The 26,845-nt window shown below is 52.7% G+C and carries 25 protein-coding genes and 1 tRNA gene; 14 read left to right on the top strand and 12 right to left on the bottom strand.

Going from position 1 to position 26,845, the window contains the following annotated elements:
• The first annotated feature begins 495 nt into the window (after positions 1 to 495).
• The 7 genes from GA0071314_RS15985 (at position 496) to hemG (ending at position 8,429) form a co-directional block, all read left to right on the top strand.
• Complete coding sequence (locus GA0071314_RS15985) at positions 496 to 1,143, top strand: peroxiredoxin (RefSeq protein WP_027337102.1); 648 nt, start codon at positions 496 to 498, stop codon at positions 1,141 to 1,143.
• Positions 1,144 to 1,193: 50 nt separating this feature from the next.
• Positions 1,194 to 2,102, top strand: coding sequence for an MBL fold metallo-hydrolase (locus GA0071314_RS15980; protein WP_074397561.1), 909 nt, complete (start codon positions 1,194 to 1,196; stop codon positions 2,100 to 2,102).
• A gap of 27 nt (positions 2,103 to 2,129) precedes the next feature.
• On the top strand, positions 2,130 to 2,558 hold the full coding sequence (locus tag GA0071314_RS15975; protein WP_027337100.1) for a TIGR01244 family sulfur transferase: 429 nt from the start codon (positions 2,130 to 2,132) through the stop codon (positions 2,556 to 2,558).
• A gap of 53 nt (positions 2,559 to 2,611) precedes the next feature.
• The gene (locus tag GA0071314_RS15970; protein WP_074397560.1) at positions 2,612 to 4,357 is read left to right on the top strand and encodes a SulP family inorganic anion transporter; all 1,746 of its coding nucleotides are present in this window, start codon (positions 2,612 to 2,614) and stop codon (positions 4,355 to 4,357) included.
• A gap of 11 nt (positions 4,358 to 4,368) precedes the next feature.
• Entirely contained in the window at positions 4,369 to 5,835 is a 1,467-nt protein-coding gene (locus GA0071314_RS15965) for a dihydrolipoyl dehydrogenase (protein WP_074397559.1), read from the top strand.
• 150 nt (positions 5,836 to 5,985) lie between these two features.
• Positions 5,986 to 6,948, top strand: coding sequence for an SLAC1 anion channel family protein (locus GA0071314_RS15960; RefSeq protein ID WP_074397558.1), 963 nt, complete (start codon positions 5,986 to 5,988; stop codon positions 6,946 to 6,948).
• A gap of 41 nt (positions 6,949 to 6,989) precedes the next feature.
• The gene (gene hemG, locus GA0071314_RS15955; RefSeq protein ID WP_074397557.1) at positions 6,990 to 8,429 is read left to right on the top strand and encodes a protoporphyrinogen oxidase; all 1,440 of its coding nucleotides are present in this window, start codon (positions 6,990 to 6,992) and stop codon (positions 8,427 to 8,429) included.
• 275 nt (positions 8,430 to 8,704) lie between these two features.
• On the opposite strand, the gene GA0071314_RS15950 is transcribed toward hemG, so the two are convergent.
• From GA0071314_RS15950 to GA0071314_RS15940, 3 genes are all read right to left on the bottom strand, one after another.
• A complete protein-coding gene (locus GA0071314_RS15950) occupies positions 8,705 to 8,941 on the bottom strand; it encodes a thioredoxin family protein (protein ID WP_027337095.1) in 237 nt (78 codons plus the stop codon).
• 14 nt (positions 8,942 to 8,955) lie between these two features.
• Positions 8,956 to 9,969 (bottom strand): permease, encoded by a 1,014-nt coding sequence (locus GA0071314_RS15945; RefSeq protein WP_074397556.1) that lies wholly within the window; start codon positions 9,967 to 9,969, stop codon positions 8,956 to 8,958.
• Between the two features lie 87 nt (positions 9,970 to 10,056).
• Positions 10,057 to 10,605, bottom strand: a complete 549-nt coding sequence (locus tag GA0071314_RS15940) for an RNA polymerase sigma factor (RefSeq protein WP_074397555.1) — start codon at positions 10,603 to 10,605, stop codon at positions 10,057 to 10,059.
• Between the two features lie 402 nt (positions 10,606 to 11,007).
• Here GA0071314_RS15940 and GA0071314_RS15935 point away from each other — a divergent pair, with 402 nt between their 5' ends.
• The 3 genes from GA0071314_RS15935 to GA0071314_RS15925 all read left to right on the top strand — a co-directional run bounded on the left by GA0071314_RS15935 (position 11,008) and on the right by GA0071314_RS15925 (position 12,359).
• Positions 11,008 to 11,598 carry a rhodanese-like domain-containing protein gene (locus GA0071314_RS15935; protein ID WP_074397554.1) on the top strand — a complete coding sequence of 197 codons (591 nt, stop codon included), beginning with the start codon at positions 11,008 to 11,010 and terminating at the stop codon, positions 11,596 to 11,598.
• A 69-nt stretch (positions 11,599 to 11,667) separates the two neighbouring features.
• On the top strand, positions 11,668 to 12,141 hold the full coding sequence (locus tag GA0071314_RS15930; protein WP_231896469.1) for a hypothetical protein: 474 nt from the start codon (positions 11,668 to 11,670) through the stop codon (positions 12,139 to 12,141).
• Between the two features lie 29 nt (positions 12,142 to 12,170).
• Positions 12,171 to 12,359, top strand: coding sequence for a YgaP family membrane protein (locus GA0071314_RS15925; RefSeq protein WP_074397553.1), 189 nt, complete (start codon positions 12,171 to 12,173; stop codon positions 12,357 to 12,359).
• Between the two features lie 117 nt (positions 12,360 to 12,476).
• Here GA0071314_RS15925 and GA0071314_RS15920 read toward each other — a convergent pair whose 3' ends face one another.
• From GA0071314_RS15920 to GA0071314_RS15885, 7 genes are all read right to left on the bottom strand, one after another.
• Complete coding sequence (locus tag GA0071314_RS15920; RefSeq protein ID WP_074397552.1) at positions 12,477 to 13,220, bottom strand: ZIP family metal transporter; 744 nt, start codon at positions 13,218 to 13,220, stop codon at positions 12,477 to 12,479.
• A 414-nt stretch (positions 13,221 to 13,634) separates the two neighbouring features.
• Positions 13,635 to 15,059, bottom strand: a complete 1,425-nt coding sequence (nhaC, locus tag GA0071314_RS15910; protein ID WP_074397550.1) for a Na+/H+ antiporter NhaC — start codon at positions 15,057 to 15,059, stop codon at positions 13,635 to 13,637.
• A 98-nt stretch (positions 15,060 to 15,157) separates the two neighbouring features.
• Positions 15,158 to 16,348: an acetyl-CoA C-acyltransferase gene (locus GA0071314_RS15905; RefSeq protein WP_074397549.1), complete on the bottom strand. Its 1,191-nt coding sequence runs from the start codon at positions 16,346 to 16,348 to the stop codon at positions 15,158 to 15,160.
• The gene (locus GA0071314_RS15900) at positions 16,345 to 17,628 is read right to left on the bottom strand and encodes an ArgE/DapE family deacylase (RefSeq protein ID WP_074397548.1); all 1,284 of its coding nucleotides are present in this window, start codon (positions 17,626 to 17,628) and stop codon (positions 16,345 to 16,347) included. Before GA0071314_RS15900 ends, GA0071314_RS15905 begins: the two co-directional genes overlap by 4 nt.
• On the bottom strand, positions 17,628 to 18,281 hold the full coding sequence (locus tag GA0071314_RS15895) for a 3-oxoacid CoA-transferase subunit B (RefSeq protein WP_074397547.1): 654 nt from the start codon (positions 18,279 to 18,281) through the stop codon (positions 17,628 to 17,630). Before GA0071314_RS15895 ends, GA0071314_RS15900 begins: the two co-directional genes overlap by 1 nt.
• Entirely contained in the window at positions 18,271 to 18,972 is a 702-nt protein-coding gene (locus GA0071314_RS15890) for a CoA transferase subunit A (RefSeq protein WP_074397546.1), read from the bottom strand. Before GA0071314_RS15890 ends, GA0071314_RS15895 begins: the two co-directional genes overlap by 11 nt.
• A gap of 5 nt (positions 18,973 to 18,977) precedes the next feature.
• Positions 18,978 to 20,336, bottom strand: coding sequence for an aminotransferase family protein (locus tag GA0071314_RS15885; protein WP_074397545.1), 1,359 nt, complete (start codon positions 20,334 to 20,336; stop codon positions 18,978 to 18,980).
• A 165-nt stretch (positions 20,337 to 20,501) separates the two neighbouring features.
• Here GA0071314_RS15885 and GA0071314_RS15880 point away from each other — a divergent pair, with 165 nt between their 5' ends.
• From GA0071314_RS15880 to GA0071314_RS20005, 3 genes are all read left to right on the top strand, one after another.
• On the top strand, positions 20,502 to 21,434 hold the full coding sequence (locus GA0071314_RS15880) for a LysR family transcriptional regulator (protein WP_074397544.1): 933 nt from the start codon (positions 20,502 to 20,504) through the stop codon (positions 21,432 to 21,434).
• A 493-nt stretch (positions 21,435 to 21,927) separates the two neighbouring features.
• Positions 21,928 to 22,389 carry a GNAT family N-acetyltransferase gene (locus tag GA0071314_RS15875; RefSeq protein ID WP_074397543.1) on the top strand — a complete coding sequence of 154 codons (462 nt, stop codon included), beginning with the start codon at positions 21,928 to 21,930 and terminating at the stop codon, positions 22,387 to 22,389.
• A gap of 182 nt (positions 22,390 to 22,571) precedes the next feature.
• Complete coding sequence (locus tag GA0071314_RS20005) at positions 22,572 to 22,655, top strand: helix-turn-helix domain-containing protein (protein ID WP_441316771.1); 84 nt, start codon at positions 22,572 to 22,574, stop codon at positions 22,653 to 22,655.
• 173 nt (positions 22,656 to 22,828) lie between these two features.
• Here the strand turns inward: GA0071314_RS20005 and GA0071314_RS15865 are convergent.
• Positions 22,829 to 22,905: transfer RNA gene (locus tag GA0071314_RS15865), tRNA-Met, on the bottom strand.
• 273 nt (positions 22,906 to 23,178) lie between these two features.
• Between GA0071314_RS15865 and phbB the strand changes: the two genes are divergently transcribed.
• A complete protein-coding gene (gene phbB, locus GA0071314_RS15860; RefSeq protein WP_074397542.1) occupies positions 23,179 to 23,925 on the top strand; it encodes an acetoacetyl-CoA reductase in 747 nt (248 codons plus the stop codon).
• Between the two features lie 65 nt (positions 23,926 to 23,990).
• Here phbB and GA0071314_RS15855 read toward each other — a convergent pair whose 3' ends face one another.
• Entirely contained in the window at positions 23,991 to 26,795 is a 2,805-nt protein-coding gene (locus tag GA0071314_RS15855) for a DUF349 domain-containing protein (protein ID WP_074397541.1), read from the bottom strand.
• Between the last annotated feature and the right edge of the window lie 50 nt (positions 26,796 to 26,845).

Genomic DNA, 26,845 nt, shown 5'->3' with positions numbered 1-26,845 from the left:
TTCGTCCTATAAGCGCCTTAAAAATCTAATCTGAAGGTTGGTCAGAGATAAATAGGAGGGAAAGGTGTACATAAATTTTAGCTAAAATACGTGTCGGTCAAGGTGCCATGATGAAATAAGTAGTTGTAATTTATTAATTTTTTAAATTTTCTCGAAGCTCTTAAGTGCAAGAGGTTCTCAGTCCACTCTAACCGTATGAACGACATACCCGATTATGAGGAATGAGGGTTAAGCACTTTTTCCGGTGCAGGGTCGCTCCACCGTTCTAGCTTCCATTCTGGATCCGTACCGCAAGGGCAAAGAGAAAAGGGCTCATCAGACCCTTGTGTATGCTCACCAAGCTTCACATAAAAACACGACGAGTTACTTTCGAGTGAGTGAGGTTGTACCGACCATTGGCCTCCCTATCAGGCTTATTACGTCACACTATTTGCTAGTTATAACAAAAAGAGCTATCGTTATTCCTGTTAATCTTTCACCCTTCAGGAGCTCAGCATGCCTAACGAAACCTTCCAGCCAGTAATGCCGCAAATTAACCGCCCGGCGCCAGCGTTCACCGCAAAAACGACCCATGGAGAAAAATCGCTCAGCGACTATCAAGGAAAGTGGCTGGTGTTATTTGCCCATCCTTCGGACTTCACCCCGGTGTGCACCACGGAGTTTTCAGCGTTTGCCAACTACACGGAACAGTTCAAAGAGGTCAATGCAGAGCTATTAGGCCTATCAATCGATAGCATCCACTCGCATATCGCCTGGACACGCAGCATTAAAGATAACTTCGGTGTTGAGATTACCTTCCCGATTATTGCGGATCTCAATATGAAGGTGGCGCACGCCTACGGCATGATTCAGCCAGGTGCCAGTGATACAGCAGCGGTACGCGCGACTTTTGTGATTGATCCAGAAGGTATTCTGCGGGCCATGCTGTACTACCCCATGACGAACGGTCGGTCGGTAGAAGAGGTGTTGCGGCTGGTTAAATCATTACAAACCAGCGATGAACATGGCGTTGCAACACCGGAAGCCTGGCTACCCGGGCAGCCTGTCATCGTGCCGCCACCTCACACCTGTGAAGATGCGGAGGCCCGCCAATCGAAAGGGTATGACTACACCGACTGGTACTTCTGCAAAAAGACACTTTAATTGTCGCCGCTCGCCAGGTTTGAACAGCTCACCTTATAGGAGGAAACGAAATGAACACTTTTGCACTTTCAAAGCATACCGGCGTAGGCACACCGGATGTGGCCGGTTTCTTCGATCCGCGTACCTTTAGCATCCAGTATGTGGTGAGTGACCCTGACACCAAGCAGTGCGCAATTATCGACCCTGTGTTGGATTATGACGAAAAGTCCGGCGCGACGGCCACACACCACGCCGATGAGCTACTGGCCTACGTCAAAAGAGAGGGCTTGTCGGTGGTGTGGATTCTCGATACTCACCCTCACGCGGATCACTTTTCTGCGGCTCATTATTTAAAGCAACAAACCGGCGCGTCCACGGCGATTGGTCAACAGGTCACCAAAGTGCAGGCGCTATGGAAAGATATCTATCACTGGCCAGAGATGCCGACCGATGGCCGTCAGTGGGATAGACTGTTTAACGAGGGCGACACTTTTAAGATTGGTGAACTGGATGCTCGCGTGCTTTATTCGCCTGGCCATACGTTGGCATCAATTACTTACGTGATTGGTGATACGGCCTTCGTGCACGACACCCTGTTCCAGCCAGACTTTGGCACTGCACGAGCAGATTTCCCCGGTGGCGATGCAAGAGTGCTATGGCACTCCATCCAGCAGATTCTAGCGCTACCCGCTGATACCAGGCTATTCACCGGCCATGACTATATGCCCGATGACCGCGAGCCGCAGTGGGAAAGCACCGTCGCTGAGCAGCTTGGAAGTAACCCTCACTTGGTCAATATGAGTGAAACGGATTACATCTCTCTACGCCACCAGCGTGATAGCGAACTACCTATGCCCAAGCTGATTTTGCACGCCCTGCAAGTCAATACGCGAGGCGGGCGTCTGCCTGAGCCGGAAGCTAACGGTAAGCGCTATCTAAAGATCCCACTGAATGCCTTGGAAGGCGCCGCCTGGGATTAAGTTGTCTACTGTCGAAGGAGCCACATCATGCAAACACAGCCTTTAGAAACGGATATCGAGATTACCTCAGCGCTCACGGTAGAAGAGCTTGAGCAAGTTAAAGCAAATGGCTTCAAAACGGTGATTTGTAACTGCAAACCTGGAGAAAGCGCTGAGTTTCCTGATGAAGATGCCTACCGTAAAAAAGCCGCGGATATTGGCCTTCAGTGGGTGCATATTCCCGTCACACCCGGTGACTACAGCCAAGCAGATGTAGCCGCCTTTGCTGATGCAATGCAGCGGCTCCCGCGGCCTATTTTGGCATTCTGCCGAACGGGAAAGCGTGCGACTCATCTATGGGCCTACGCTAAGCGCCACAGCGAACAGTGCGACCTTGCTGAGCTGTTTAATGCTGCAAAATCAGCAGGCTTTGATTTGGAAGAGCATCGACAAGGGCTTGAAGATCAGAACGCTTAATAGGGCGACGATGCTCGTCGCCATCAGTTTGAATCGGCAAACGGATAAGACCCATGATTATTGAGCGTTGGGTGCCGCTGGTTGGTTGGCTACGTCGCTATAACCGGGAGCTGTTTTCTCGGGATGTGTTGGCAGCGGTTATTGTGACACTAATGCTGGTGCCCCAGGCGCTGGCTTATGCCTTATTAGCTGGGCTTCCTGCCGAGATGGGGCTCTATGCCAGCATGCTTCCATTGGTGCTGTACGCCATCTTTGGCACTAGCGCTAGCTTAGCCGTAGGGCCAGTGGCCGTGGCGGCGCTCATGACCGCATCGGCGTTAAGTGGTTTTGCTAGCCCTGGCAGTCCAGATTATATCGGAGCTGCGCTAGTTTTGGCCGTACTATCGGGACTGATCTTAATTGCCATGGGCGTTCTTCGGCTGGGCTTTTTGGTCAACTTCTTAAGCCACCCAGTGATTTCAGGGTTCATCACGGCGTCGGGTATTCTGATTGCTATAAGCCAGCTAAAGCACATTTTAGGTGTTGAGGCATCAGGCCATAACGTTATCGACCTGCTTGGGGCGCTACTGGGTCAGTGGCATCAGGTAAATATGACGACTCTGTTGATCGGCTTGGGTGTATGGGGCTTTCTGCTGGTGAGCCGCAAGCGATTAAACAAATGGCTGACAGCTATTGGCATGTCTGCCAGCACTGCTGGCCTTGTCGTGAAAGCTGCACCCATCTCAGCGGTGGTTGTCACGACGTTGCTTGCCTGGGGATTAGACGTTAAAGAGCGTGGTGTCGATCTGGTGGGCGCTGTGCCCAGCGGCTTGCCTGACATTGCGCTTCCCAGCCTAAATTCATCACTCTGGTTTGGGTTACTACCCGCAGCACTTCTGATTAGCCTGGTGGGCTTTGTTGAATCGGTGTCAGTCGCGCAAACTCTGGCGGCTAAACGGCGCCAGCGTATCGATCCCAACAAAGAGTTGATTGCCTTGGGAATGGCTAATGTAGGAGCAGGGGTGAGTGGTGGCTCGCCAGTATCTGGCGGTTTTTCACGTTCGGTCGTCAATTTTGAAGCAGGCGCGGCAACGCCGATGGCAGGTGCGTTCACAGCATTTGGCATCATGCTTTCCACGTTACTGCTAACTGACCTGCTGGCGTTTTTGCCCAGAGCAACCTTGGCGGCCACTATCATTGTGGCGGTCGGCACGCTGATTGACTTACCTGCCGTTAAGCGTACCTGGCAATACTCCCGCAGCGACGGTGTGGCTATGTTGGCTACCCTGTTGCTTACTTTGTTGCACAGCGTTGAAGTCGGTATTACCAGCGGTGTAATGCTGTCTCTGGGGCTTCATTTGTACCGCACCAGCCAGCCCCATAGCGCTGTCATCGGTCGTGTGCCAGGCACAGAGCACTTCCGTAACGTCAAGCGACATCAGGTCGAAACTAACAAGTGCGTAGCGCTACTGCGCATTGATGAAAGCCTATACTTTGCCAATGCCCGCTACCTGGAAGACACCGTATTGGCGTTGGCTGCTCGCTCTCCATGGTTAAAGCACATAGTGCTTACATGTCAGGCAGTTAACTTGATTGACGCATCAGCGCTTGAAAGTTTAGAAGCGATCAACACGCGGTTGAAAGATGCTGGAGCCACGCTGCACCTGGCAGAGGTAAAAGGCCCAGTAATGGATCGATTAAAACACACGCATTTTTGTCAGGAGTTAACTGGGCAAGTGTTTTTTACCACCTTTGATGCTTGGCTGGCGCTTGCCCAACCAAGTGAGCACATCGCGCCATCCTTGCCAAGCAAAGCTTAGGAGATATTGGTATGCAGCAGCGAGACGTCAAGATAGCCATTATCGGAGCTGGGAGTGCCGGGCTTAGCGCTTGGCACGCCGCGCGCAAGCATACCGACGATGTCGTGCTGATAGAAGCCGGCAACTATGGCACGACCTGCGCCCGCGTGGGATGTATGCCCTCAAAGCTACTCATTGCCGCCGCCAATGCGGCACATGCCGCACGTAAAGCTGACATGTTTGGGATCACTGTTAACGAGGTAGGAGTCAATGGCCAAGCGGTGATGGCAAGAGTCAAACACGAGCGCGATCATTTCGTAGGTAATGTACTGAAATCAATGAAAACGATTCCGGCGTCTCACCAATTGCATGGTCACGCACGTTTTATTGATCCACATACGCTGATGATTGGTGACCATACCAAGCTTACGGCAGAAGCCATCATCATTGCCACGGGGTCGCGGCCCACATGGCCGAAGCTATTGGAAGGCGCTGGCGATCGGCTAATCACCAATGATGATGTGTTTAATTGGAATACGCTGCCTGAATCGGTCGCTATTGTGGGTCCCGGTGTCATTGGCATGGAACTCGGTCAAGCGCTTAGTCGGTTAGGGGTTAGAACCCGCACGTTTGGCGTTGGCGGTGTCATTGGGCCTTTTCAATCTGAAAAATTGCGCCAGCTGGCAGACGAGACATTTAATCGCGAGCTGTATCTGGATGCTGATGCCTCACTTGACAGCATTGAACGCAGGGAAAGCAACGTTGCCATTACGTTTTATGAACGTGAAAGTCGGCAAAAACTCGCCGAAACATTCGATTATGTCCTTGCCGCAACCGGGCGTCGGCCAAACCTGGATCAGTTAGATATCAGGCAGGCCGGGCTCAAGCTGAATGAGCACGGCGTGCCAGAATTCAATCGTTTCACTCTGCAATGCCTAGATGTACAGAGCGCCCCGAGCCATATATTTATCGCTGGTGATGCAAATCAGTCGGCACCTCTTCTACACGAGGCCATTACAGAAGGAAAAATCGCAGGCCGAAACGCCGCTTTTCTGGATGATGTGCAAGTGGGACAGCGCAACGCTCCCCTTGCGATTGTGTTTACCGAACCCCAGATGGCGATCGTTGGTGAGAGTCGCGATACGCTAGACAAGCGCTATGGCGGCTGTGGCTGCATCGCTGAAGGCAACGTTTCCTTTGCTGATCAAGGGCGGGCACTGGTTATGGGTGAAAATATGGGTTATTTCGAGCTCTATGCAGAGCACGGCAGCGGGCAGTTCCTGGGAGCTGAGCTCTTCGGTCCGCAGGTTGAGCACATGGCCCACTTACTCGCCTGGTCACTGGAACAGAAGTTAACCGTCAGCCAGATGCTTGCAATGCCCTTTTACCATCCGGTACTTGAAGAGGGATTAAGGTCAGGATTACACGATTTACAAGCAAATCTTCGACAGGGGCCTGCCATTACTGAACGTTGCATGGAGTGTGGTCCAGGCGATTAAGGGCATGTTTCAACTACCGAACGCTTTATCTAAATCGACCTGGTTTATCAGCGCGTTGTTTCAGTAGATCAAAGCAGGGTATTCCCACCATCAAACACCCAAACATGTCTATGAGCAAGCCCGGGCTATGTGACCAGAGGAGATGAATTGATGACCAAGGTGCGTCCTTCACGACTGCAGAACTTCCCCATTTCCTGGTTTGCCACTGTGATGGGAATGACTGGGTTCACCATTGCTTGGCACCGGGCGGAGGACTTGCTGGGTCTTTCTGTAAAATTCAGTCCGATATTACTTGGCCTGACGGGAGTCACATTTGTTGTTTTGCTGGTGCTCTATCTAACCAAGGCGTTGAAATATCCCGGTCAGGTTAAAGCCGAATTTGCTCATCCGGTAAAAGTTAACTTTTTCCCCACTATATCCATTGGTCTGATTTTATTGAGCATTGCGCTTTTACCATACAGCAACGCCGTGTCCTTTACGTTGTGGAGTGTCGGCGTGGTCCTTCACCTCGGCTTCACGCTTTATGTTCTCTCTGCTTGGTTGCACCAGACTCACTTTGAAATTGCTCACATCAATCCGGCCTGGTTTATCCCTATCGTAGGCAACATTCTTGTACCCATTGCAGGTGCGCAGCATGCTTCTATGGAAATCTCCTGGTTTTTCTTCAGCATCGGGTTGGTTTTCTGGGTGGTACTGCTGACCATCATTTTCTACCGAATGTTCTTTCACCAGCCCTTGCCGTCGAAGCTTTTGCCTACGTTGTTCATCCTGATTGCACCGCCGGCTGTTGGGTTCATCTCATGGTTTCAACTGGTGGGAGAAATCAATCCCTTGGGTCGCATTCTCTATTACTTCGCTCTGTTCATGACGCTGATGTTACTGACACAGACAAGACGGTTTCTAAAGCTGGAATTTTTCCTGTCTTGGTGGGCGTATTCGTTCCCCATGGCGGCGATTACCATTGCTAGCTTTTTGATGTATGAACAGTTGCAGCTGCCGTTCTTCAAGGGCCTGAGCGTGGGTCTTCTGGGACTATTGACGGGTCTGATCGGCATTCTGGTTATCAAGACGGCCCAAGCCGTAAGGGCACAGGCGATCTGTATTCAGGATTAAGCCTTAAACGTTCGAAATTTTGATATTGCTTAAGGGTTTTTATGCAAGGTGTCACACAGGACGGAGAACAATCGTTTCTGATTATTGGGGGAGGTATAACCGGGCTCTCGCTAGCTCTTGAGCTCGGTCGCCACAATAAATCCGTGACTCTGGTTGAGGCTGACGAACAATTGGGGGGGAATATACGGTCAGTGACTGAGCAGGCATGGCACATGGAACTCGGCCCTAATACGCTGATGGCAAAGCCCTCGTTATATAAGCTGATAAATTCACTGAACCTAACGGAAAAAGCCATCTTTCCGCCAGAAGCCAGTCGGAAGCGTTACGTCGTCAAGGACGGAAAACTCATTGCGCTGCCTGATGGCCTTAAGTCTGCGTTAAAAAGTCCGCTTATAGGATTTGAAGGCTGGCGCCACTTGCTTACGGAACCTTTCCGAAAACCAGCGTCGCATGAAGAAACACTTGCCGCCTTCGTGCGAAGACGCCTTGGGCAAAATATTCTCAGTCACTTTGTAGACCCGTTTGTCTCTGGCGTCTATGCAGGTGCGCCAGAGCGCCTGTCAGCGAAAGCTGCTTTCCCTCGCCTTTATTACCTTGAGCAAGCACACGGATCATTGCTGCGTGGCGGAATAGCTCAAATGCGCAACAGCAAAAAAAAGCGCGCTAAAGATCATGAGGTTGGTTTCCCTGAGGAGTGGCGTGGCAAGCTTGTTAGCTTCCCAGGAGGGCTGTCTACCTTGACCAATGGCATCAGACATGAGCTGGAGCGGCTGCCCAACGTTCGTCTCGTGACCGGAAGCCGAGTGGAAAAGATCAATCGCGAGAATCACACATGGCATGCCGTCGATCAGAAGGGGCAGGCTTTTGCTGGTCATAAGCTAATACTGACAACACCCGCAAGCGTCAGTGGGTCGCTCCTGAGCAACGTAAACGCTGAGCTTCAGTCAGAGTTGGAAAGCATTGTCTACCCACCACTTGCCGCCGTCGTACTGGGGTATCCCGAACGTGCTGTTAAACACCCGCTGGATGGCTTCGGCATGCTTATTCCCAGCAAAGAAAAAAAGCACACTCTGGGTGTCTTGTTCTCTTCCACTCTTTTTCCGCAACGCGCGCCCAAAGGACACGTGCTTTTTACTTGTTTTATAGGTGGTCGCAGAAACCCGGCGGTTAGCGACCAGTCAGATGAACAGTTAGTGAACACTGTCAGCTCAGACATCAGCCAGCTGCTCGATATCGACGCACAGCCGGTCTTTACGAAAGTCGCGCGGTGGTCGCAAGCGATTCCGCAGTACGACATTGGGCATTTAGCGCGGATAGCCAAAATCGATCAAATTGCGCAGACGTGCGCAGATCTTCATTTGATAGGGAACTGGCGTGATGGCATCAGTGTAGGAGACTGTATCGATAATGGTCATGCCATGGCACAGACATTACTTGGCGCTGAGACGCACACTGGCACTGCGGCCGCCGTCATCGAATGAAATATGACCCGCAGTCAGAATCGGCTTCACAAGCTCCGCGGATAGCGGCATCCCTAAGGTTGCCTGGCGTTTACTGCCCGGAGTTAGGCTCTGTCTGAAAACTGGCTGCGCTCGACCATACGGCGTTAAAAATCAGCTCAAAGTACTCATTTACACTACGTAAACTCCGTCTTTTCGCCGATTTTTGCCTTGTCTGGCCTTCGCTCGCCGACTTTTCAGACAAGGCCTAAACTACCCCGATAAAGCGTTATTACCGGGGTATTGATATGCTTGAATTAATTCTTTAACAGGGTCTCGATCTTGTCGTGATTTGGAACGCTACCACTGTGCACGAGCTTGCCGTCGATAGCCACGCCTGGCGTCGACATGACTTTATAGCTCATGATGGTCCCCGGATCGGTGACTTTTTCAACCGTGACCTCAATACCTAGATGGTCAGCGACGCTCTGAATCTGTTCGGCAGTGTTGACACATTTCTTGCAGCCAGTACCCAGAACTTCAATCTTCTTCATTTTCGATGCTCCTCTTAGATCAGTGTTCCGCTGAACAGCCAGGGGCTAAGCAGATTGATTAGCCAGCCTACAACCATGAAATTGGCCAGAAGGATGACAAAAATGATGCCCAGCAGTCGCCACTGCATGACCTGCTTGAGCATAATGAACTCGGGAAAGCTGGCGGCCACAGTGCTCATGCAGAACGCCAGGGTGGTGCCGACTGGCAGTCCCTTGAGGATCAGGCTCTCCATTACCGGAATCACGGCGGTGGCATTAGAGTAAAGCGGCAGGCCCGCCAACACGGCTACGGGAACGTTCCACCACTGACCGCTACCCAGGTTGTCGGCGAACCAGCTGTCCGGCACGAAACCATGCAGGGCAGCCCCTAGGCCGACGCCAATAATTACCCACTTCCAGATCCGGCCGACGATCTCTTTGAGTTCGTCGCGCGCAAAGACGTGACGGTCTTTAATCGTCAGCGTTTTCGCATCAGGGGGCGAGTCATCTTTGTGGGGAGTCTCTGCTGCCTGCTGGTAGGCTTTTGCAGCAAAGTCCTTGAGCCACCGTTCTCCCTTTAACGTATCCAAGATCATGCCACCACCGATGCCCACCGCCATGCCAATAACGACATAGACCAGGGTGAATTCCCAACCCAGTAGACTCCAAAGCATGATGACCGCCACCTCGTTGATGATCGGCGAGGTGAATAGGAAAGCCATGGTGATGCCCAGGGGGATCCCAGCGCTGGTAAACCCTAGAAACAGCGGAATGCTGGAGCAGGAGCAGAAGGGCGTTATGGCACCGAAACCGGCACCAAGTCCATAACCCGCGAATCGGTTCTTCTGCTGAATGTAGTGCCGCACCCGTTCGAGATCCAGCGAGGCACGTGCCAGCGCGATGATATAGATCATCACCACGAGCAACGCGAAAATCTTGGTAGTGTCCTCGACAAAGAAGTGCAGCGAGGCGCCTAGTTTGCTCGCAGGATTCAGACCGGCAAGGCCGTAGATGAGCCAGTCGGCCAACCAAGTAAAGACCTCAAGCATAATCAGCGTCTCTCTGTTTAATAGGAGTTTTCACACAAGAAGACGCAGCAGCAGGCAAAAGGATGCAGTCTGGCTATAAATTTTTTCCTATTCGTCTTGAGCACGATGACAACAGAGGTGTCCCTGCTCATCGAAGACGATGCCGCATTGCGCAATCAGCCGCTTACGCAGGCGCTGCCGTGCACGGCGAAGCCTCGCCTTGGTAGCCGACAGGCTCAGGCCTTTGTGTCTGGCATAGTCCTCCTGCCTGAGGCCCTCAATATCGCACTGCCACAGAATGTCGTGATCCTCGGCGTTGCAGTGGGGCAGAGCGCGGGCGATGCAACCGGCAAGACTGTCTATTGGTGGGATGCTGGCGCCGTCGGGCGCACTTGATTCGGGAACTTCGCCGTATACTAGGCGCCCATCGCGGCGCTGGCGGTCGATTAATTGATGTTTCACTACTTTAAAGAGCCATGCCTTCGGCGAGGCGAGTTGGCAAAATGTTGACCGATTCAACAGTGCTTGGGTGTAAGCATGCTGAAGCACATCGTCGGCCATATCTTGGTCGCTGCAGTGTTTAATTAGAAATAAACGTAACTCGCGGTGATGTTTCTGCCAAGCGGCTTCAATACACGGGGCTTTGATTGAGTTCACGAAAATAGCTCCATTAATATCTGTATGAATGAACCTTCTCAAGTGTGCCCCCCCTGGTCCCAACCGCCACACGGCTATTTACACACAGCATAACCATCGATTGACGAAACCATCTTATCAGCAGATTTCGCCACCACTTCATAAGATCGGCTGTGGATAAGAATGCACCTCATGGTCAGTGATGGCTTGAACGTAGTTGGTATCTAACCGCGCCCTCTATCGGCGCGGTTTTTTACACCTCAAAAGTAGTTGATTGCTGATCATAATCTGTAGATCACGACTTCTGTTTGTTAAAGCCTGACATTGTTTGACTTGGGTCAAGCTGCGACGTCTTGTCTCGTGTGCCAGCTCAGTAAGAGGACTAGAATAGATTTTATGGCTATTTCGTTAGAGGAAAAAGTTATGAAAAAATCGAAAGTTTTGCTCTTGATCGGCTTAGGAATCTCGATGTCTCTAAGCACCAGTCTCGCGTATGCAGAAGAAGCAGAGGCTTATCGTGAGACGAAGCTGGGATTGTATCTTTCAGCCGAAGAAGCTTATGAATTAATACAGGAAGATGACAGTGCTGTGCTGATCGACGTGCGTGACCCCATAGAAATTAAGTTTACTGGCTTCGCTGAGCCCACTGATATACATGTGCCCTGGGTACTAGCTGATCGGGAGCAATTTGATGATGCATCAGAAACATGGCCTTCTAAAAAGAATACCGGGTTCAAGTCGCAAGTTAAGGCTGAAATTGAAGCTTTGGATGTAGACCAGAATGATCCAATTATCGTTATGTGCCGCTCGGGGGCCACACGAAGTGCTCCTGCTGTCGATGTAATTACCGATATGGGATACAGCGAAGTCTATTCTGTCACCGATGGTTTTGAGGGTTCAAAGCTGGAAGATGGTGACTCTCGGGGCGTAAGAGCCAAGGATGGATGGCGTAATTCAGGCCTACCATGGAGCTATAAAATTAACCCTGATGTTGTGTGGAAACCTGAGAATTGATGTTCTGCTGCTTAATCGGTTCTTAAGTAAATGATCATCGGACGCTAATTGACCCAATGAGGTATATATATGAACTTCAAGGCAACCATCAGACTAACAATTATGATGATGCTTATCAGTTTATCGGGTCACGCAATAGCTGATAACCCCTCAGGTGACCAACAGAAAGACGAGGCATTAGTGATTCTCACTAGCGACTCTCTCCAGACTCAAGGCATGGTGATGATCCTGGCGAACGCCATGCTGGAGCAGGGTACTGATCTGGATATGTTGCTCTGCGATGCCGCGGGTCATCTAGCGGTAGAAGGATACGAAAGTGCGGATGCTATTGCCACACCGCCAAGTAATCCGGCAGGCCAAGTGAAGCCAGAAGGTATTCTAAAAATGCTGATAGAAAATGGTGCAGACGTCGATGTTTGTGCCATTTATCTGCCTAACAGCGAATATGACGAAAGCAACCTTCTTGAAGGTGTAGGTGTTGCGACGCCGGAAAAGATTGGACAAAAGATGAGTGACCCAAGCATCCCCGTTCATAGCTTCTGAACATTAATGGTAATTCTGAGGAGATAAATATGAAAAGCAATGTAGGCGGTATTGATAAGATTTTACGCATATTGATAGGTGTGGTGCTCATGCTATTAGCTCTTTTTGGCACTATTGGCGTTTGGGGCTGGATTGGCTTAGTGCCGCTGGCAACAGGGCTGTTCAATTTTTGTCCGGCTTACAAGCTGCTCGGTATCAATACATGTAAACGTGCGTAGCTGGTGTTAGTTATACTACTAAGTATTAAATGAATTGCGTCCATCTCTTAAGTGATGGATGCTTTTTTGGGCAATTGATTTGGCAGTACCGTCAACAAAACCTTATATAAATTTATTTCAATATATGCCGTGCTGAAATGCATACATAGCAAAAAACGCTAATGCTACCGTGGTCGCCGCGGCATTAGGCGAAGCATCTTTAAAAGCATCGGGTATCAGTTCGGCAAACACCATCCACATCATGGCCCCTGCAGCCAGTCCAAGGCCGATCGGCAAAAAAGGCGCGAACCAAGTTACGAATATGAATGCAGGAACTGCCATCAATGGCTGTGGCAAGCTAGTGAAAATACTCCACCCTGCGGCTTTTAAAACCGACATGCCGCGGGGAATCAATACCAAACTGATGGCCAGTCCCTCAGGAATGTTATGGATGGCAATTGCTGCGCTAATAAATAGGCCAAGTGACTCATCACCGCCAAAAGAGACACCGACGCCCACTCCTTCAGCAAAAGAGTGAATTGTCATTATACCTAAGATGAGTAGTGCCTTGCGCGCGCTAGCGCCACTTAATTCGCTTACATTAGGCGTACCGCGTCGTTCAATCAATTTATCTGACACGACGACCAGCAGTAAGCCTAAAGCCATACCTAGCAACGTCAGCCAGGGGGCTTCTCGGCTTCCCTCACCAACCAAGCTATGGCTTGCGGCTAGCATTAACCCTGCGGCCAATGCATTGAATATACTTAGCCAAAAAGGACGGAAATTCTTTACAAAAAGAAACGGTAACGCCCCTAATCCGGTAGCAATAGCCGTAATCATTGCAGCCGCAAACACAACCCAAAGTGTGATCTCGATGGACATTTTGTCCCCTTTCCTTGTTAGCACGTCTTCGGAGCGAAGCTCTCTGCTTTGTCGGAGGGCGAAAATGTTGATACTACTTCATTGGTTTCAGGCAGTAGAGTCGAAAAAAATCAAAGCCGGTATCCATGCCAAGGTGGAGTACCTATTTCTGTACATCAAACAAGTCTTGGCTACAGCAAAGTCCGTTAACGCGGCCAGGCCAAAAATCCCACCTTCTGCACTTGTTGGCAGCGCTCAGCAACTTGCAGGTTGGTGAAAAATGCCTACCGGCTTAGGGCTGGTGTGCCCGTTTTCCGCCCAATGGTTGGGAAACGGGCAAAACACACAAATGACGGGAGAAGGGTGCCTGAACTTGCGGTCTTTTTGTTGAATCAGGCGGATGTTCACGAAGATCGGCAGTTATTCAGACCTTCTCTAATTGTAGGTATTAACATCGTTACGTTCCCCTTCGCGCCAGACCCAAATATTGAATAGGCCGTATAAGATAGCAATAATAGGCGTTATGATGGCTATGAACGTCCAGCCCATGTAATCCCACGCAGAAACGTCTAATACACCCATGTAGTACGCGCCTCCTAACCCCCAGGGTACCAGTGGCGAAGTAACGGTAGCTGAGTCCTCACAGGTTCGCGAACATACCGATGGAAGGATTTTTAGCTTGCGATAGGCTGGTACGAACATCCGCCCGGGTATGATGATGGCAATATATTGGCTGGCTGAGAACAGGTTGGTTGCCAATGATGATAGGACGTGGGTAACAATCAGCCCACGCGAATTGCTCACCAGTTTGCCCATTTTCTCCAATATCACCTCAAGCATACTAGTTTTCTCAAGAAGACCACCAAGGCTCAAGCCGATGAAGCCGAGTGAAATTGTCCACATCATTTCCTGCAGGCCACCACGACTGAATAGGCTGTCTAACGTTTCAATACCGGTTTCTGATACATAACCATCGTTCATGTAGTTCATCATGCTGCCTAGTGCAACATCCTGAGTAGTTACTGCGAGTCCTGCCCCCAGCAGGCTACCGATAACCATAACGGCAAGTGCATTGACGCGTCGATAGGCCAAAACAATCACTACCAACGGAGGGAGAAAGGCTAACAGGCTGACAGAAAAGTTATTGCGGATACCTTCAAGTAGTTCTTCTGTTCGGGAAATATCAGATCCTTCACCATCAAACTGCATCCCGATGAAGAAGAATAGGATGATTGTAATGATCAGCGCTGGGCCGGTGGTATAAATCATTGAGCGGATGTGGTCGAACAAGTCAGCTTCTGCCACACCAGCTGCGAGATTGGTGGAGTCTGATACTGGTGAAATCTTATCACCAAAAATGGCGCCTGAAATTACCGCGCCTGCAGTCATAGCTGGTGGAATATCCAGCCCGTTTCCGATGCCAATAAATGCAACGCCGAATGTGGCTGCGGTAGTCCATGAACTACCTGTAACCAGCGATGCCACTGAACATACAATCACTGCAGTAAATAGAAAAAAGGAGGGGTTGATCAGCTGTAAGCCGAAATAGACCAATAGGGGGATTGTACCGGAAGCAATCCAACTGGCCACAAGTACACCAACCATCATTAGGATCAGCATTGGCAGCATGGCTATCTCGCAGCCATATAGAATGCCCTTCTGGATGTCTTGCCATTCGAAGCCGGAGGCCAGAGCAATGATGGCACAGACCACGATGGCAAAGATTAGTGAGATATGTGTCACCCAGTCTTCACCGAGGATAAAAATCTGCGCAAACATCATGAAACATAAAAAGCCGATTCCAATAATAGCTCCCAAAAAAGAGGGTCGCTTGCTGGAATCTTTTGTTGTCGTTGACATTGTTGTTCTCCCTGTATGGAGTTCGCGTTAACTACCACAAAATGAGGCAGTTTCTAGATGCTTGGTGCTAGCAATGTATTTGTATGCAGATTTGGCGGTTAACAGCGTTCCAGAATGATGGCGACTCCCTGGCCACCGCCAATACAGGCTGCCGCGCAGCCGTAGCGCTGCTGGCAGGATTGAAGAAGTCGGCCAAGGGTGCCAGCGAGGCGGATGCCGGTTGCGCCTAAAGGGTGCCCTAGCGCCATGGCGCCACCCCAGATATTGACGTTTTCAGGGTCAATCGAAAGCTCCCTCATGGTATGTAGCGGCACAGCGGCGAAAGCTTCGTTGATTTCCCACACGCCGATATCCTGCGGTGTCAGCTGCGCCTGTTTCAGTGCTCGCCGAATGGCGGCGGCGGCACCGGCACCCATCTCCTCCGGCTTGACACCGCAGTCGGCGATGGCCACAACGCGTGTCAAGGGGCTAATGCCGTGCTGGCGCAGGGCAGATTCAGACATCAGTAGCGTGGCGGCGGCACCAGAGGTCAGTGGCGAGCTGTTGCCTGCGGTCACGACTCCGCCTTGCATAAATACCGGGTCCAGCCCTGCCAGGCGCTCAGCGCTGGTATCCGCGCGGATGTTGCTGTCCGCGCTTACCGGTTCGCCCGCCGCGTTGTTCAGGGTCAAACGCTCAGCGTCAAAGTGACCTGCTGCGTTGGCCTTGGCGGCACGCTGGTGGGAACTGAGGGCGAGGGCGTCCATTACCTCGCGCGAAATACCGGCAGCCTTGGCCAGGCGTTCGGCGGTCAGCCCCATGTTGAGCACCACATCCAGGGCGAGCCAGTCGGCTTTCTGCAGGGCCGATGGGCTGGTCAGCACACCCTCCTTGAACAGCGCCGGTCCCATGGGCACACGGGTCATGTTTTCCACGCCGGCAGCCATGCCAACCTCGACAGCACCGGCCTGAATTTCCCGCGCGGTGTTGCGCAGCGCAGCAAGTCCTGAGCCACACTGCTGGTCGATTTGGCGGGTAGCACATGCTTCGCCCTGGGGGCCTAAGCGTGTGGCAAGCCACAGTGGGTAACGCCCACCAAAGCTCCACTGCTCTTTTACTGGCAGGGCGCAGCCAATGCTCACATCTTCCACCGCCGTGCCGTCAACGCCGCTACGTGCTAATAAGCCATCGAACACGCTGGCCAGTAGTGCATCGCTGCGGGTATCTGCCCAGGCATCGACCTCGGGTTTGCGGGGGTGCGCGCGGCTGAAGGCGCTACGGGCATAGTCGGCGAGATACACGTCTCTCATGAGTGAGTCTCCTGGTTGTCTGCCATGAGCGCCCAACGATGGATGAACAGGGCATAGGTGGTTAGCACGTGGCGGATCGAGTCAATGTTGACGCACTCGTCTACGCCGTGAATGCGCTGAGCAATCGGGCCGTAGCAGGTGCCGTTGATCTTGCCGGAAACGTGGAAGGCCCTCAGGTCAGTGGTGCAGGTGGACAGATAGTGGGCAGGTGGTTCGCCGAGTAGTGCTTCGTGGCACTCCGAGAGAAGGCGGATGCCTGGGGTGTCGAGATCGACCACATGCCCTTCGGAACGAAAGCCATGGAAGCTGACCTTGGGTGGAGGTGTCGCGTCGTCAAGCTCGGCGTGGCAGGTCATCAGGGTGTCGCAGACCCGCTGCATGGCATCCTCCGGTGACATGCCGGGCGGGAAGCCAACACGCCCTTCCAGAATGGCGTGGGCAGGCACACTGGAGGCCCAGTTGCCCGCATCAACTCGGCCAACGCTAAGGTTGAAAGGGTGAGGATGGTCAACGTAAAGCGCAGGCCGGGGTAAATCATTCATTTCGGCTTCCAGCGCTTTCAGAGCTGGTAGATAGTCCTGCAGGGATTCAATCGCATTGCGCCCGGCGCTTGGGTCGAGCACATGGGCGGGCACACCATTTAGGCGCATCCGAAACCAAAGTACACCCACTTGCCCAGCGTAGATCTGAGCGCCGAAGGGTTCCGGTATCAGTACGAAATCGCCGCTAAAACCTTGATGCAGGCAGGCCAGCGCGCCGTTGCCAGTGCACTCTTCTTCAATTACGGTTTGCAGGGTGAGTGGGAAGTTGATCTCTACACCCGCCTGACGCACGGCTTCAACCGCCATCACCATGGCGGCAATCCCCGCCTTCATATCACCCGCGCCACGGCCATACAGCCAGCCATCTTTTTGCCACGGCTCCCAGGGGGGGCGGGTCCACATATCGATGGGCTCGGCAGGCACCACATCAAGATGGCCGTTGAACACTAAATGTGGTCCTGGCGCGCCAGGGTTAAGGTCTGAAATGACATTGTAACGGCCAGTGCTGGGCCATTCGGTGGGGGCACGATGGGGGTGTTCCTCAAAGCCTGGGGCATCCAATGGCACACGGGTCATTGGCAGGCCCAGGCGTTCAAGGTGGCACTCCATGGTGTCCAGCGCCCCCTGCTCATGGCCGAGTACGCTATAGCCCTGCACCAGATCGCTGGTCATTTCCAGGGTGTCGTCCATCAAGGCATTGCAGCAGGCAATGATGCGTTGTTCGGTGGCGTCGAGCATCAGAATCCCCCTAAACGTGATTCATTAATCAGCAGGGGGGCGTCGGTAGCTTCGCGCAGCGCTTCAACGCTCAGCCCTTCGGCGATTTCTACTACCTCAAGTCCTTCCGGAGTCACATCCATCACGGCTTTCTCGGTGATAATGCGGGAAATACAGCGACTGGAGGTCAGGGGTAACTGGCAGCGGGTGAGAATCTTGGGGTTGCCGTGCTTGTCGTTGTGGGAACACAGCACCACCAGCCGGGCTACTTTCTGGGCCAGCTCCATGGCACCGCCAATGCCTGGCGAGAATTTGCCAGGGATCTTCCAGTTGGCCAGATTGCCTTCCTGATCCACCTCAAAGGCGCCCATGAAGGTAACGTCCACACGACTGCGGCGGATCATCGCAAAGGACGTGGCGCTATCGAACACGCTAGCCCCCGCGCGGGTGGTGATATACGCGCCGCCGGAGTCAATCATGTCGATATCCAGCGCTTCACCTTCGTGGCGGGGGCGGCAGCCCAGCACGCCGTTTTCGGAATGCACCAGGACATTCATGTCATCAGGCAGGTAGTGGAACAGCCGTGTTGGCAGCCCGATCCCCAGGTTGACGATCTGACCGTCGATGACTTCACGGGCGGCGCGGGTCAACATGCGCTGCTGATCAGAGAGCATGGGGGCGTACTCCTTGCTGGTTGGACGCACGGTCGACCTGCACCACATGACTGACAAAGGCACAGGGCGTATGAATGTTGTCGATAGGCAGGTCGCCGGGTTCATCGATGCGGTAGGTTTGGGCAATGACCCGCTCGGCAGCCATGGCCATCAAGGGATTAAAGTTACTGGCCGTGGCGCGATAGATCAGGTTGCCGTAGCGGTCAGCTCGCTCAGCGTGAATCAGGGCAACGTCAGCCTGTAAGGAAGGCTCAATGGCCCAGGTGCAACCTTGCATACTGATTTCCCGGCGGCCTTCGGCAATTTCCGTACCGATGCCGATATCGGTAAGAAAGCCGCCATGGCCAACGCCTGCGCAGCGGATTTTTTCAGCCAACAGCCCCTGAGGATGAAAAATGACCTCCAGCTCGCCAGCATTCATGGCTTCAATGGCTGTTCGGTTTAGGCCTAAGTGAGAAGTGATCAAGCGTTTTACACGGCCTGCCTCAATCAGCTTGCCGATACCGATACTGGGTTCATTGGCATCGTTCTTAATCAGGGTCAGGTTGCGTTGTCCGCTGGCTAGCAGGGTGTTGAGCAACGCAAAGGGCGTGCCTGGCGAGCCAAAGCCGCCGACCATGATGGTTGCGCCATCAGGAATCTCGGCGATAGCCGCGTCAATATCACAGACTTTGTGGTTTAGAAGCGTCATGATGTTCAACGCTCCCTGGAAGATTGTGGATGCAAATCAGGGGCGGTAAGCGCTTGATCAAAACGCGCCATGGCACGCGCTAAGCGTTCCAGAAGGGTGTCAATTTCCTCGGCCTGAATAGTCAGCGGCGGGCAGACCAAGAAATGGTCACCGGCAATACCATCCAGGGTACGGCGGGGGTAGATCAGAAGACCTTCCTGTTTGGCCAATGCGGTGATTTGGGCAAAGCGGTTTTGCTCGGCAGGGAAAGGCTGGCGGGAAGCGCCATCAGCAACCAGTTCGACGCCCCATAACAAACCAGCACCGCGCACTTGGCCGACCCAGTCGTAGCGCTCGGCAAGCCTGCGCAGCCCAGCTTCTAGCTGCGCGCCGCGCTGGCGGGTATTTTCCAGTAAATCTTCGCGCACAATGGCCTCAAGCACGGCCAGACCGGTAGCGCAGGCCAAAGGGTTGCCTGCATAGGTGTGGCCGTGTTGGAAGCCGCCGCTGGCCATGACTGTTTGGACGATAGCGCTGCGGGCGAGCATCGCGCCAATTGGGTAGTAGCCCGCTCCCAATCCCTTGGCGGTGACCAGGATGTCCGGCACCACATCGTAATGCTGGCAGGCAAACCAAGTGCCGGTCCGGCCCACGCCGGTGAGTACTTCATCGGCAATCAGCAGGCAGCCGAATTCATCGCATAAGGCACGAATGCCTTGCAGGTAGCGTTGGCCTAACAGCCGTGCACCGGTGCTGGCACCGCCGATTGGCTCGATGACAAAACCTATCAGTGATTCAGGGCCAACGGCTTCCATGGCGGCGCGGGTCTCTGTCAGGATGCGGTCAACGTGGGTGTCATCATCACACTCCTGATGACGATAGAAATCCGGTCCCGGCACCTTGATGGATGCATGGGTCATGCTGGTGAAAGGCGCTTCCAACGGCTGATAACCGGTCATGCCCAGCGCCCCCATAGTGCTGCCGTGATAAGAAGGACGCAGTGACACAAACTGCTGGCGCTGGGGCTGTCCCAAGGCGAAAAAGTATTGCCGCGCCAGCTTGAGTGCAGATTCCACCGCTTCGGAACCACTGGAAACGAAAAATACCTTGCCTAGCTCAGCGTCAAATAGCTCGACCAGTCGATGGCCAAGCGCAACCGCGGGGGCGCTTTCGAACTGGGTGCGATAAGTGAAGGCAACCTTGTCCATCTGAGCGAGCATGGCGTCACGAATATCCTGGCGGCCATGGCCGAGGTTGCAAGAGATGGCTCCGGAGCAGCCATCCAGATAATCCTTGCCCTGGGTATCCCAGAGTATGACGCCATCAGCGTGGCTGACTTCCGGCAGGGCAGGGCCTGTCTGATAAAACAGCGGAGAATTGGTCATCAAGTAATCCGTTTCGTTGTGATCGCTGTAGTGCTGAGTTGCTGACAGCCTTAAGGCCAACTGACTTTGGCACCAGCGTGAAAATTACGTTGTTGTGCAGTCTAGGTAGTCTTGATTATATATTTCAATATATGATCATTTTTTAAGATTCGATGAGTAAAAATCATGCCTGAAGTTACAATAAACTCTTTGAAAGCATTGATGACTTTCAAAACACTGTTTGAAGTAGGTAGCGCCTCTGGTACTGCACGGTTATTAGGTATTACTCAGTCAGGCGTTAGCCGCTCGCTTGGCCAGTTGGAAGAAAATCTTGGAATCCAGCTATTTTTGCGGGAAAAGAACCGCCTGATAGCCACGCCAGAAGCCCGTGAACTGTACGATGAAATCCTGCGCCTGATGGGCAATATCGAAGAGCTGCGTCACAGCGTGCTGGCATTGAGGGAGTTTGGCACCTCGCGGTTGCGTATTGCAGCCATTCCTGGGTTGAGTTTTGGCTTTGTGCCACGATTGGTAGCGATGCTGCTGGCGGAAAATACCCACTTCAGCGTCAGCCTAGATATGATGTCCAGCCACGATGTACAGGCCGCAGTAGAGTCCAGCCACGCCGATATTGGCTTTATTACCTTGCCTGCCACATCACCCCAGCTTTTTAATGAGACGTTACTTACCACCGAGGCAGTTTGTTTGGTACATGAAACGCACATGCTTTCTGAGCACCATGTCGTGGATGTCAAGGAATTGTGGGGCCAGCATTTAGTGATCAGCAATCAGCCAAGTATCAGCACCAATCCACTGTTGGAACTGGTTACGTCTCATGAAGTGAGAATCGCTGGCAAGACTGAAGCAAATATGGGGACAATAACTTCTCTTGTAGCGAACAAAGTGGGTATCGCTGTGATCAACCCGATCACGGCCGAAGATCAATTGAACTGCCAAGACCGGGTCAAGATATTGCCCTTTACACCGAGCATCTCATTCGGATTTGGTATGGTTTATCGCGCTGAGTGGCAGCAGTCTAAGGTGTTAGCATTTCTGCGTGATAGCGCCAAAACACTGTTGGCTGATGGTTACACTCTTGCTTATAAATCGCCATCCTGAGTAACTTTACAATGAGTCTTTTTGTTTTCCCTTTATATAGTTAAAATTAAATAATGAAAATTAAGTTTTCAGATGCCGGTTTTGATGCATACTTGACGCCTTTATTAGAAGTAGATATATAGTTTTGATGATGTTCTTTCCTACTATGGCGTTGAGCTGGGTTCGGTTAGTGATAATTTTGTTACCGCAATTGGATCAATGCGTTTTGTCCTGCTTAACTTAAAGCGCCAGATGACTGTTGATGCTACTTTAATTGGTTGTAGTTACCATTCGATCATTTTAGAAGCCCTTTGCAAGCTAGGAATGGCATTGTAAGGTGACAGGAGGGGGGCTGCCGTCAACATAGAAGGTGTTAACCTATCTGATAGAATCATCACCGGCTTGGAAAAGGATCACGAAGAATGTGACTATGCCGTGCTGACATCATTAAAAATTATTTGGATCGCAACATATTGGCACCCTTAGGCCGGTTAGCAGAGGCTATAAATAGTATATGCGCATCAAGATTCAACATTTAGAACCACAATACATTCCCAAGCTTGCCGCATGGCATCAGGCTGAGTGGGCACACTTGAATAAGTCTATTAATGAGACAACTCGGCAAGAAAGACTGGAAAAACACTGTTCAACAACTAGCCTACCCTCCACTTTTATCGCGCTGGATGGCGACAACTTAGTCGGTGGTATCTGCCTAGTACAACATGATATTCCTGATCGGCCACAGTACTCCCCCTGGATATCAAGGGTTTATGTAGCGCATGATCAGCGCGGAAAGGCAATTGGCAAGGCGCTAATCGAGCATGCCAAAGAAGCGCTTCGACAGCAGGGCCACGATGCGCTCTACTTAATAACGGAAGACAAAGGGGCCTACTATGCAAGAATAGGCTGGGTGAGAGTGGAAGAGTACAAGCTCAACGAGTGCCTTGTTGAAATTATGAGAATTCAACTCAATTGAGCCCGGCCTCTATCTTCAAATGCCTCCAAAAATACGATGCCAAGCGCTGATCTAAATCGGCATTCCGTTAAGTGGCCGTCCAAAGTGCTGCACTTATTTTTCTATGAATTCAGGGCGCGTGAAACAGGCCTTAACCGCAACATCATCACGCTGCTCTAAAAGAAACAGCCCAGCGCGTTGAGTTGGATGCGCTGGATAAACTATGCAAATTATTCAATTGCGAGGTGGGAGATTTGCTTGAATTTGATGACGGTCAAAGAAAATAGAAAATAACAAAGTGTGCGTATGATCAGCTGGCTGATGGTTGCACGAAAAATTTCCTGATGAAAAAGATAGAAGCCAACGTGTCACATATACGTCACGGATGTGCCACAGGAAGTTAGCAGGCAAGCATAAAAAAAGGCAGACCAGTAAGTAACTGATCTGCCTTTTAAAATATTGGTAGCGGGGACCGGATTTGAACCGATGACCTTCGGGTTATGAGCCCGACGAGCTACCAGACTGCTCCACCCCGCATCAACGTGTGGCGTATTCTACGCTTTTTTTACGTTCCGTCAATAGACGTTTTAAAACGTTTGCCCTATAGCCGTTAGCGACTTGAGTGCTGCAACATGGGCTGACTAACGCTATGCTGAGGTTAGTGCAACAAGAACAATGCTGACTCTCGGTAAGTCGCGCACCCGTATTGCGATTTGCCGTTGGTACTTGAGCGCTAAGGCGCTTTTCACAATGGCTTGCGGTGCCAACTCTGCAACGCCCAAGCCATTCGTCATATCAGGGAGGTAGTCAATGGCCAATCAAGCCCCCGTCGCCTGGGTAACTGGTGGAACTGGTGGTATCGGCACGGCGATTTGTCGTTCGCTGGCGGATGCGGGTTATCTGGTCGTAGCGGGTTATCACAACCCCGAGAAGGCCAAAACCTGGCTGGCATCACAGCAAGCCGATGGCTATCAAAATATTGCGCTGTCGGGTGTAGACCTCGCCGACCATCAAGCCTGCCTGCAAGGTGCCCAGCAAATCCAAGAGCAGCACGGTCCTATTAGTGTGTTGGTGAACTGTGCGGGGATCACCCGTGACGGCACCATGAAAAAAATGTCATATGAGCAATGGCATGAGGTAATCGATACCAACCTGAATAGTGTCTTCAATACGTGTCGTAGCGTGATCGAGATGATGCTCGAGCATGGCTATGGACGGATTATCAATATTTCCTCGATCAATGGCCGTAAAGGGCAGTTCGGTCAAGTGAATTACGCCGCGGCGAAAGCAGGTATGCATGGCTTAACCATGTCGCTTGCTCAGGAGACCGCGACCAAAGGCATTACGGTGAATACCGTGTCGCCCGGCTACATTGCCACCGACATGATTATGAATATTCCTGAAAAAGTTCGCGAAGCAATTCGAGAAACGATCCCTGTTAAACGCTATGGTACCCCAGAGGAAATTGGCCGACTGGTGGCGTTTTTAGCCGATAAGGAGTCTGGGTTTATCACCGGGGCCAATATTGATATCAACGGCGGCCAGTTTATGGGCTAAATCCCGTAATGCTTTGCGCCATAACGATAAAGCCAGCGAGGTGTCTCGCTGGCTTTTGCCGTTTATTATGGCAGCGGCACGCTGGCGAGTCGCGTGAGTAACTCATCCAATTCATTGATTTCATGAGACCATATCGACTTAGGCATGGGGCCAAGCGCGATTAGTCCCGCGAGCACGTCGGTTACTTCTTGCGCGCGGCTGCGCTCCTGTTGGAGGCCGTCGTTGAGGCGCTCTACCTGAATGGCTAACCGCAGCGGTTCGTCATGTTGATGTACGCGGCCCATGGCCAATAAAGACAGGTGCACGCGAAGCCGTGCTAACTGATCCTTAATAGTGGTTTCATGAGCCTCGGTTAAAGCTTCCTGACGTCGTTGGTTGCGCAGATGGTGGGCACTGGCAAAAGGTGCTTTTAGCGTTATCTCGCCAAGCACTGCTTCGGCGTCCACCGTTTCTGCTTGCTCTCCGGCTAGCTTGCGTTCATCGGCGCGCAAGTGAGCCTCGATGAGTGGCATAAGCTGCTGCCAGGCAGCCACCGAGTCGGCCACTTCAAGACGATTTAAGCGTTCACGACGCGCGCGAATAATACCGCTCAAGCGTCGCTGCATACCTTCGCTTCGGCGGCTGCGCGGCAGAGGCTCCAAGCGCGTTGCCTGGTCAATGAAGCTGTCCAGTTTGGCTTGGTCGCTGGCGTCTTGAGGTTGCCAGCTATCCATTTCGTCGATCAGCGTTTGCAGGGTGTCGAGCTGTCGCTGCTGTTGGGCGAGCTGTTCGTGTTTATGTGCATCGCGCAGGGCAAACAGCTGGTCACATTCGTGACGGAAGGCCTTCCAAAGCGACTGTTCTTCCCCTTTCGGAGCGCGCCCTAATTGCCGCCATTGCTGCTGTAGTTTCTTGGCTTGCTCGATGCGATCGGCGATTGGCCGGTCGTTCTGATGCAGGGCTCGGACGTTGGCAATCAGCGCTTTTTTCTGTTCGGCGATATGCTCGGCGCGGGCGTCGATCAAGGTTTGCAGCTGATGGCGAATGCGCCCAAAGCGCCGGCCAATAGCCTCCGCTTGTTCGCGGGGCACGGGAGAATGGTGCTGCCATTGTTGACGCGCCTTGTCGCGAATCTCGCGCAGCACATCCGGGTCGGCGTCTTGTGATGGCTGCGCTAAAAGCGTTTCGAGCTGCTCGCAGAGGGTTTCGCGGGCACGCAGGTTGGCTGCGCGCTCTTCGGTTAGCTGATCGCGCCAGGGTATGAGGCGCTCATGGATGCGGTCCGAGGCCGCACGAAAACGCGCTGACTGCTCTCGATTAGCGGCCGCGTCACCCAGGGACTTCCATTCCTTGACTAACTGACGGTGGTGGCGATCCAGCGCGGCATCTGCCATGTGTTGGTCGTCGGCCAGTGCCTCGATGGCGGCGCATAGCTGTTCACGCTTCGGCCCTGCGACAAAACCGCGCCAATCGCGTAGCTCGGCCAGCCTCGCGCCGAGATGTTTGAGTCTTGCTTTAAGCGGTTTTGCGTCAGTTCCTTTGAGTGCATCGATGCGCGGTTTAAGCCGTTGGTGAAGGCGGCTGGCACTTTTAAAAGCGCCGCGCTCAAGTAAGTGTTCAAAGCTGTCTAGGTCGGCTTGGTAAGCGCTGAGTTGCTGGGTAGCCGTCTCCTGATGGGCTGTGTCGGGAGTGGCATTGAGCGCCGCTTGTGCTTGGCGGGCAAGCGTTGGCATGGTCAGGTTATCAGGCCAGCGGCACTGGTCGAGTAGCCCCTCCAGAGCAGAGTGGTCAGCGTCAGCCAGCGCCTGTTCTACATTAGCGCTGACGCTCTGCCAGCGTTGCCAAGCGTCAATGCAGGCTTCGTAATCTTTGAGCGCCTGAGAGTAGCGTTGACGGGTCGAATCGCTTGGTGGGTGTGCGTCGGAAAGGTGCTGCCAGCGTTGGCCAAGCAGTTGGCGCTGAGCGCGAAGACTGTCGATATCTTGTGCCGTGAGCGCATTGCCCAGGCGAAGGCCTTCTAGCGTTTCTTCAAGGCCTTCCAATAGCTGCTCGCGAGTTTGATCGGTAGCTTCGCGCTGTTGATCGTGCTGCTGGCGCGTCTGCTCGTGGGTTTCGTGATCATGCAGCGTTTTACGGCAGGCAAGCACCGCTTGGTGGTAACGTGCCTCTTGGTCAGGGGTGGGTGATTGGCTGAGACGCTCCCACTCACGCTGAAAATGGCGCAATCGTCCTCCGTAGAGGGGCTCCCAGGTAGCTTGGGCATGTCGTTCAAGCTGCTGTAAAAGCGTTTCGCGCTGCTGTTGTTGGTCGTCTTCCCATTGGGCGTCGGCGCGCAGCGCTTGCAGTCGGTCCCGGGCCAAGCGCACTACTTGGCGGTCACGACGTGCCTGTTTTAATAGCTGTTTTAAACCTTCTTCGCTGACCACGCGATCTGCCGCTTGGTGACGAACGGCGGCGACGCCATTGTGGCAGGCATGCTCGATTAGATCGCATTCCTCCGTCAGCTTGGCGAGCGCGGTAAGACGCAAGTTGAGGTTGTCGCCCTTAAGCACGAGGGCATTGAGTAACGTGGCGTCTTCAATACGCTCAATTAGCGCCTCGCGTTGGCCAAGCCCTGTTTGCCCCTGTTGACCACTGAGCCGTTGGCACAATGCCTCTTGCCAAGCCGGGTCGTCTTGATGGGCTGGGTAAGCTTCCACAAGTCCTTCGATATCATCAAGGGCGAGCAGTGCCGCCAGCTTAATGGTGCTATCTCTGTCCTGGGCAAGCGAGGCGAGCGCTTTACGCTGCTCCGCATGGTCGGGATCAAGGCGATGGAGGGCCTGGCGACGTACCTCGGCGTTAGGGTGTTGCCAGCGAGGTGCGAACAGGCGTCTTAACAGTCCGTGCATGGATCATCCTGCTGTGAGGCGCTTTGCGTGAAAAAAATCAGACGTCGACC

The sequence above is a fragment of the Halomonas sp. HL-93 genome (assembly GCF_900086985.1).
Classification (GTDB): Bacteria; Pseudomonadota; Gammaproteobacteria; order Pseudomonadales; family Halomonadaceae; genus Vreelandella.
Note: the sequence above shows the minus strand (reverse complement) of the source record. Positions and strands in the feature narration are given on the sequence as shown.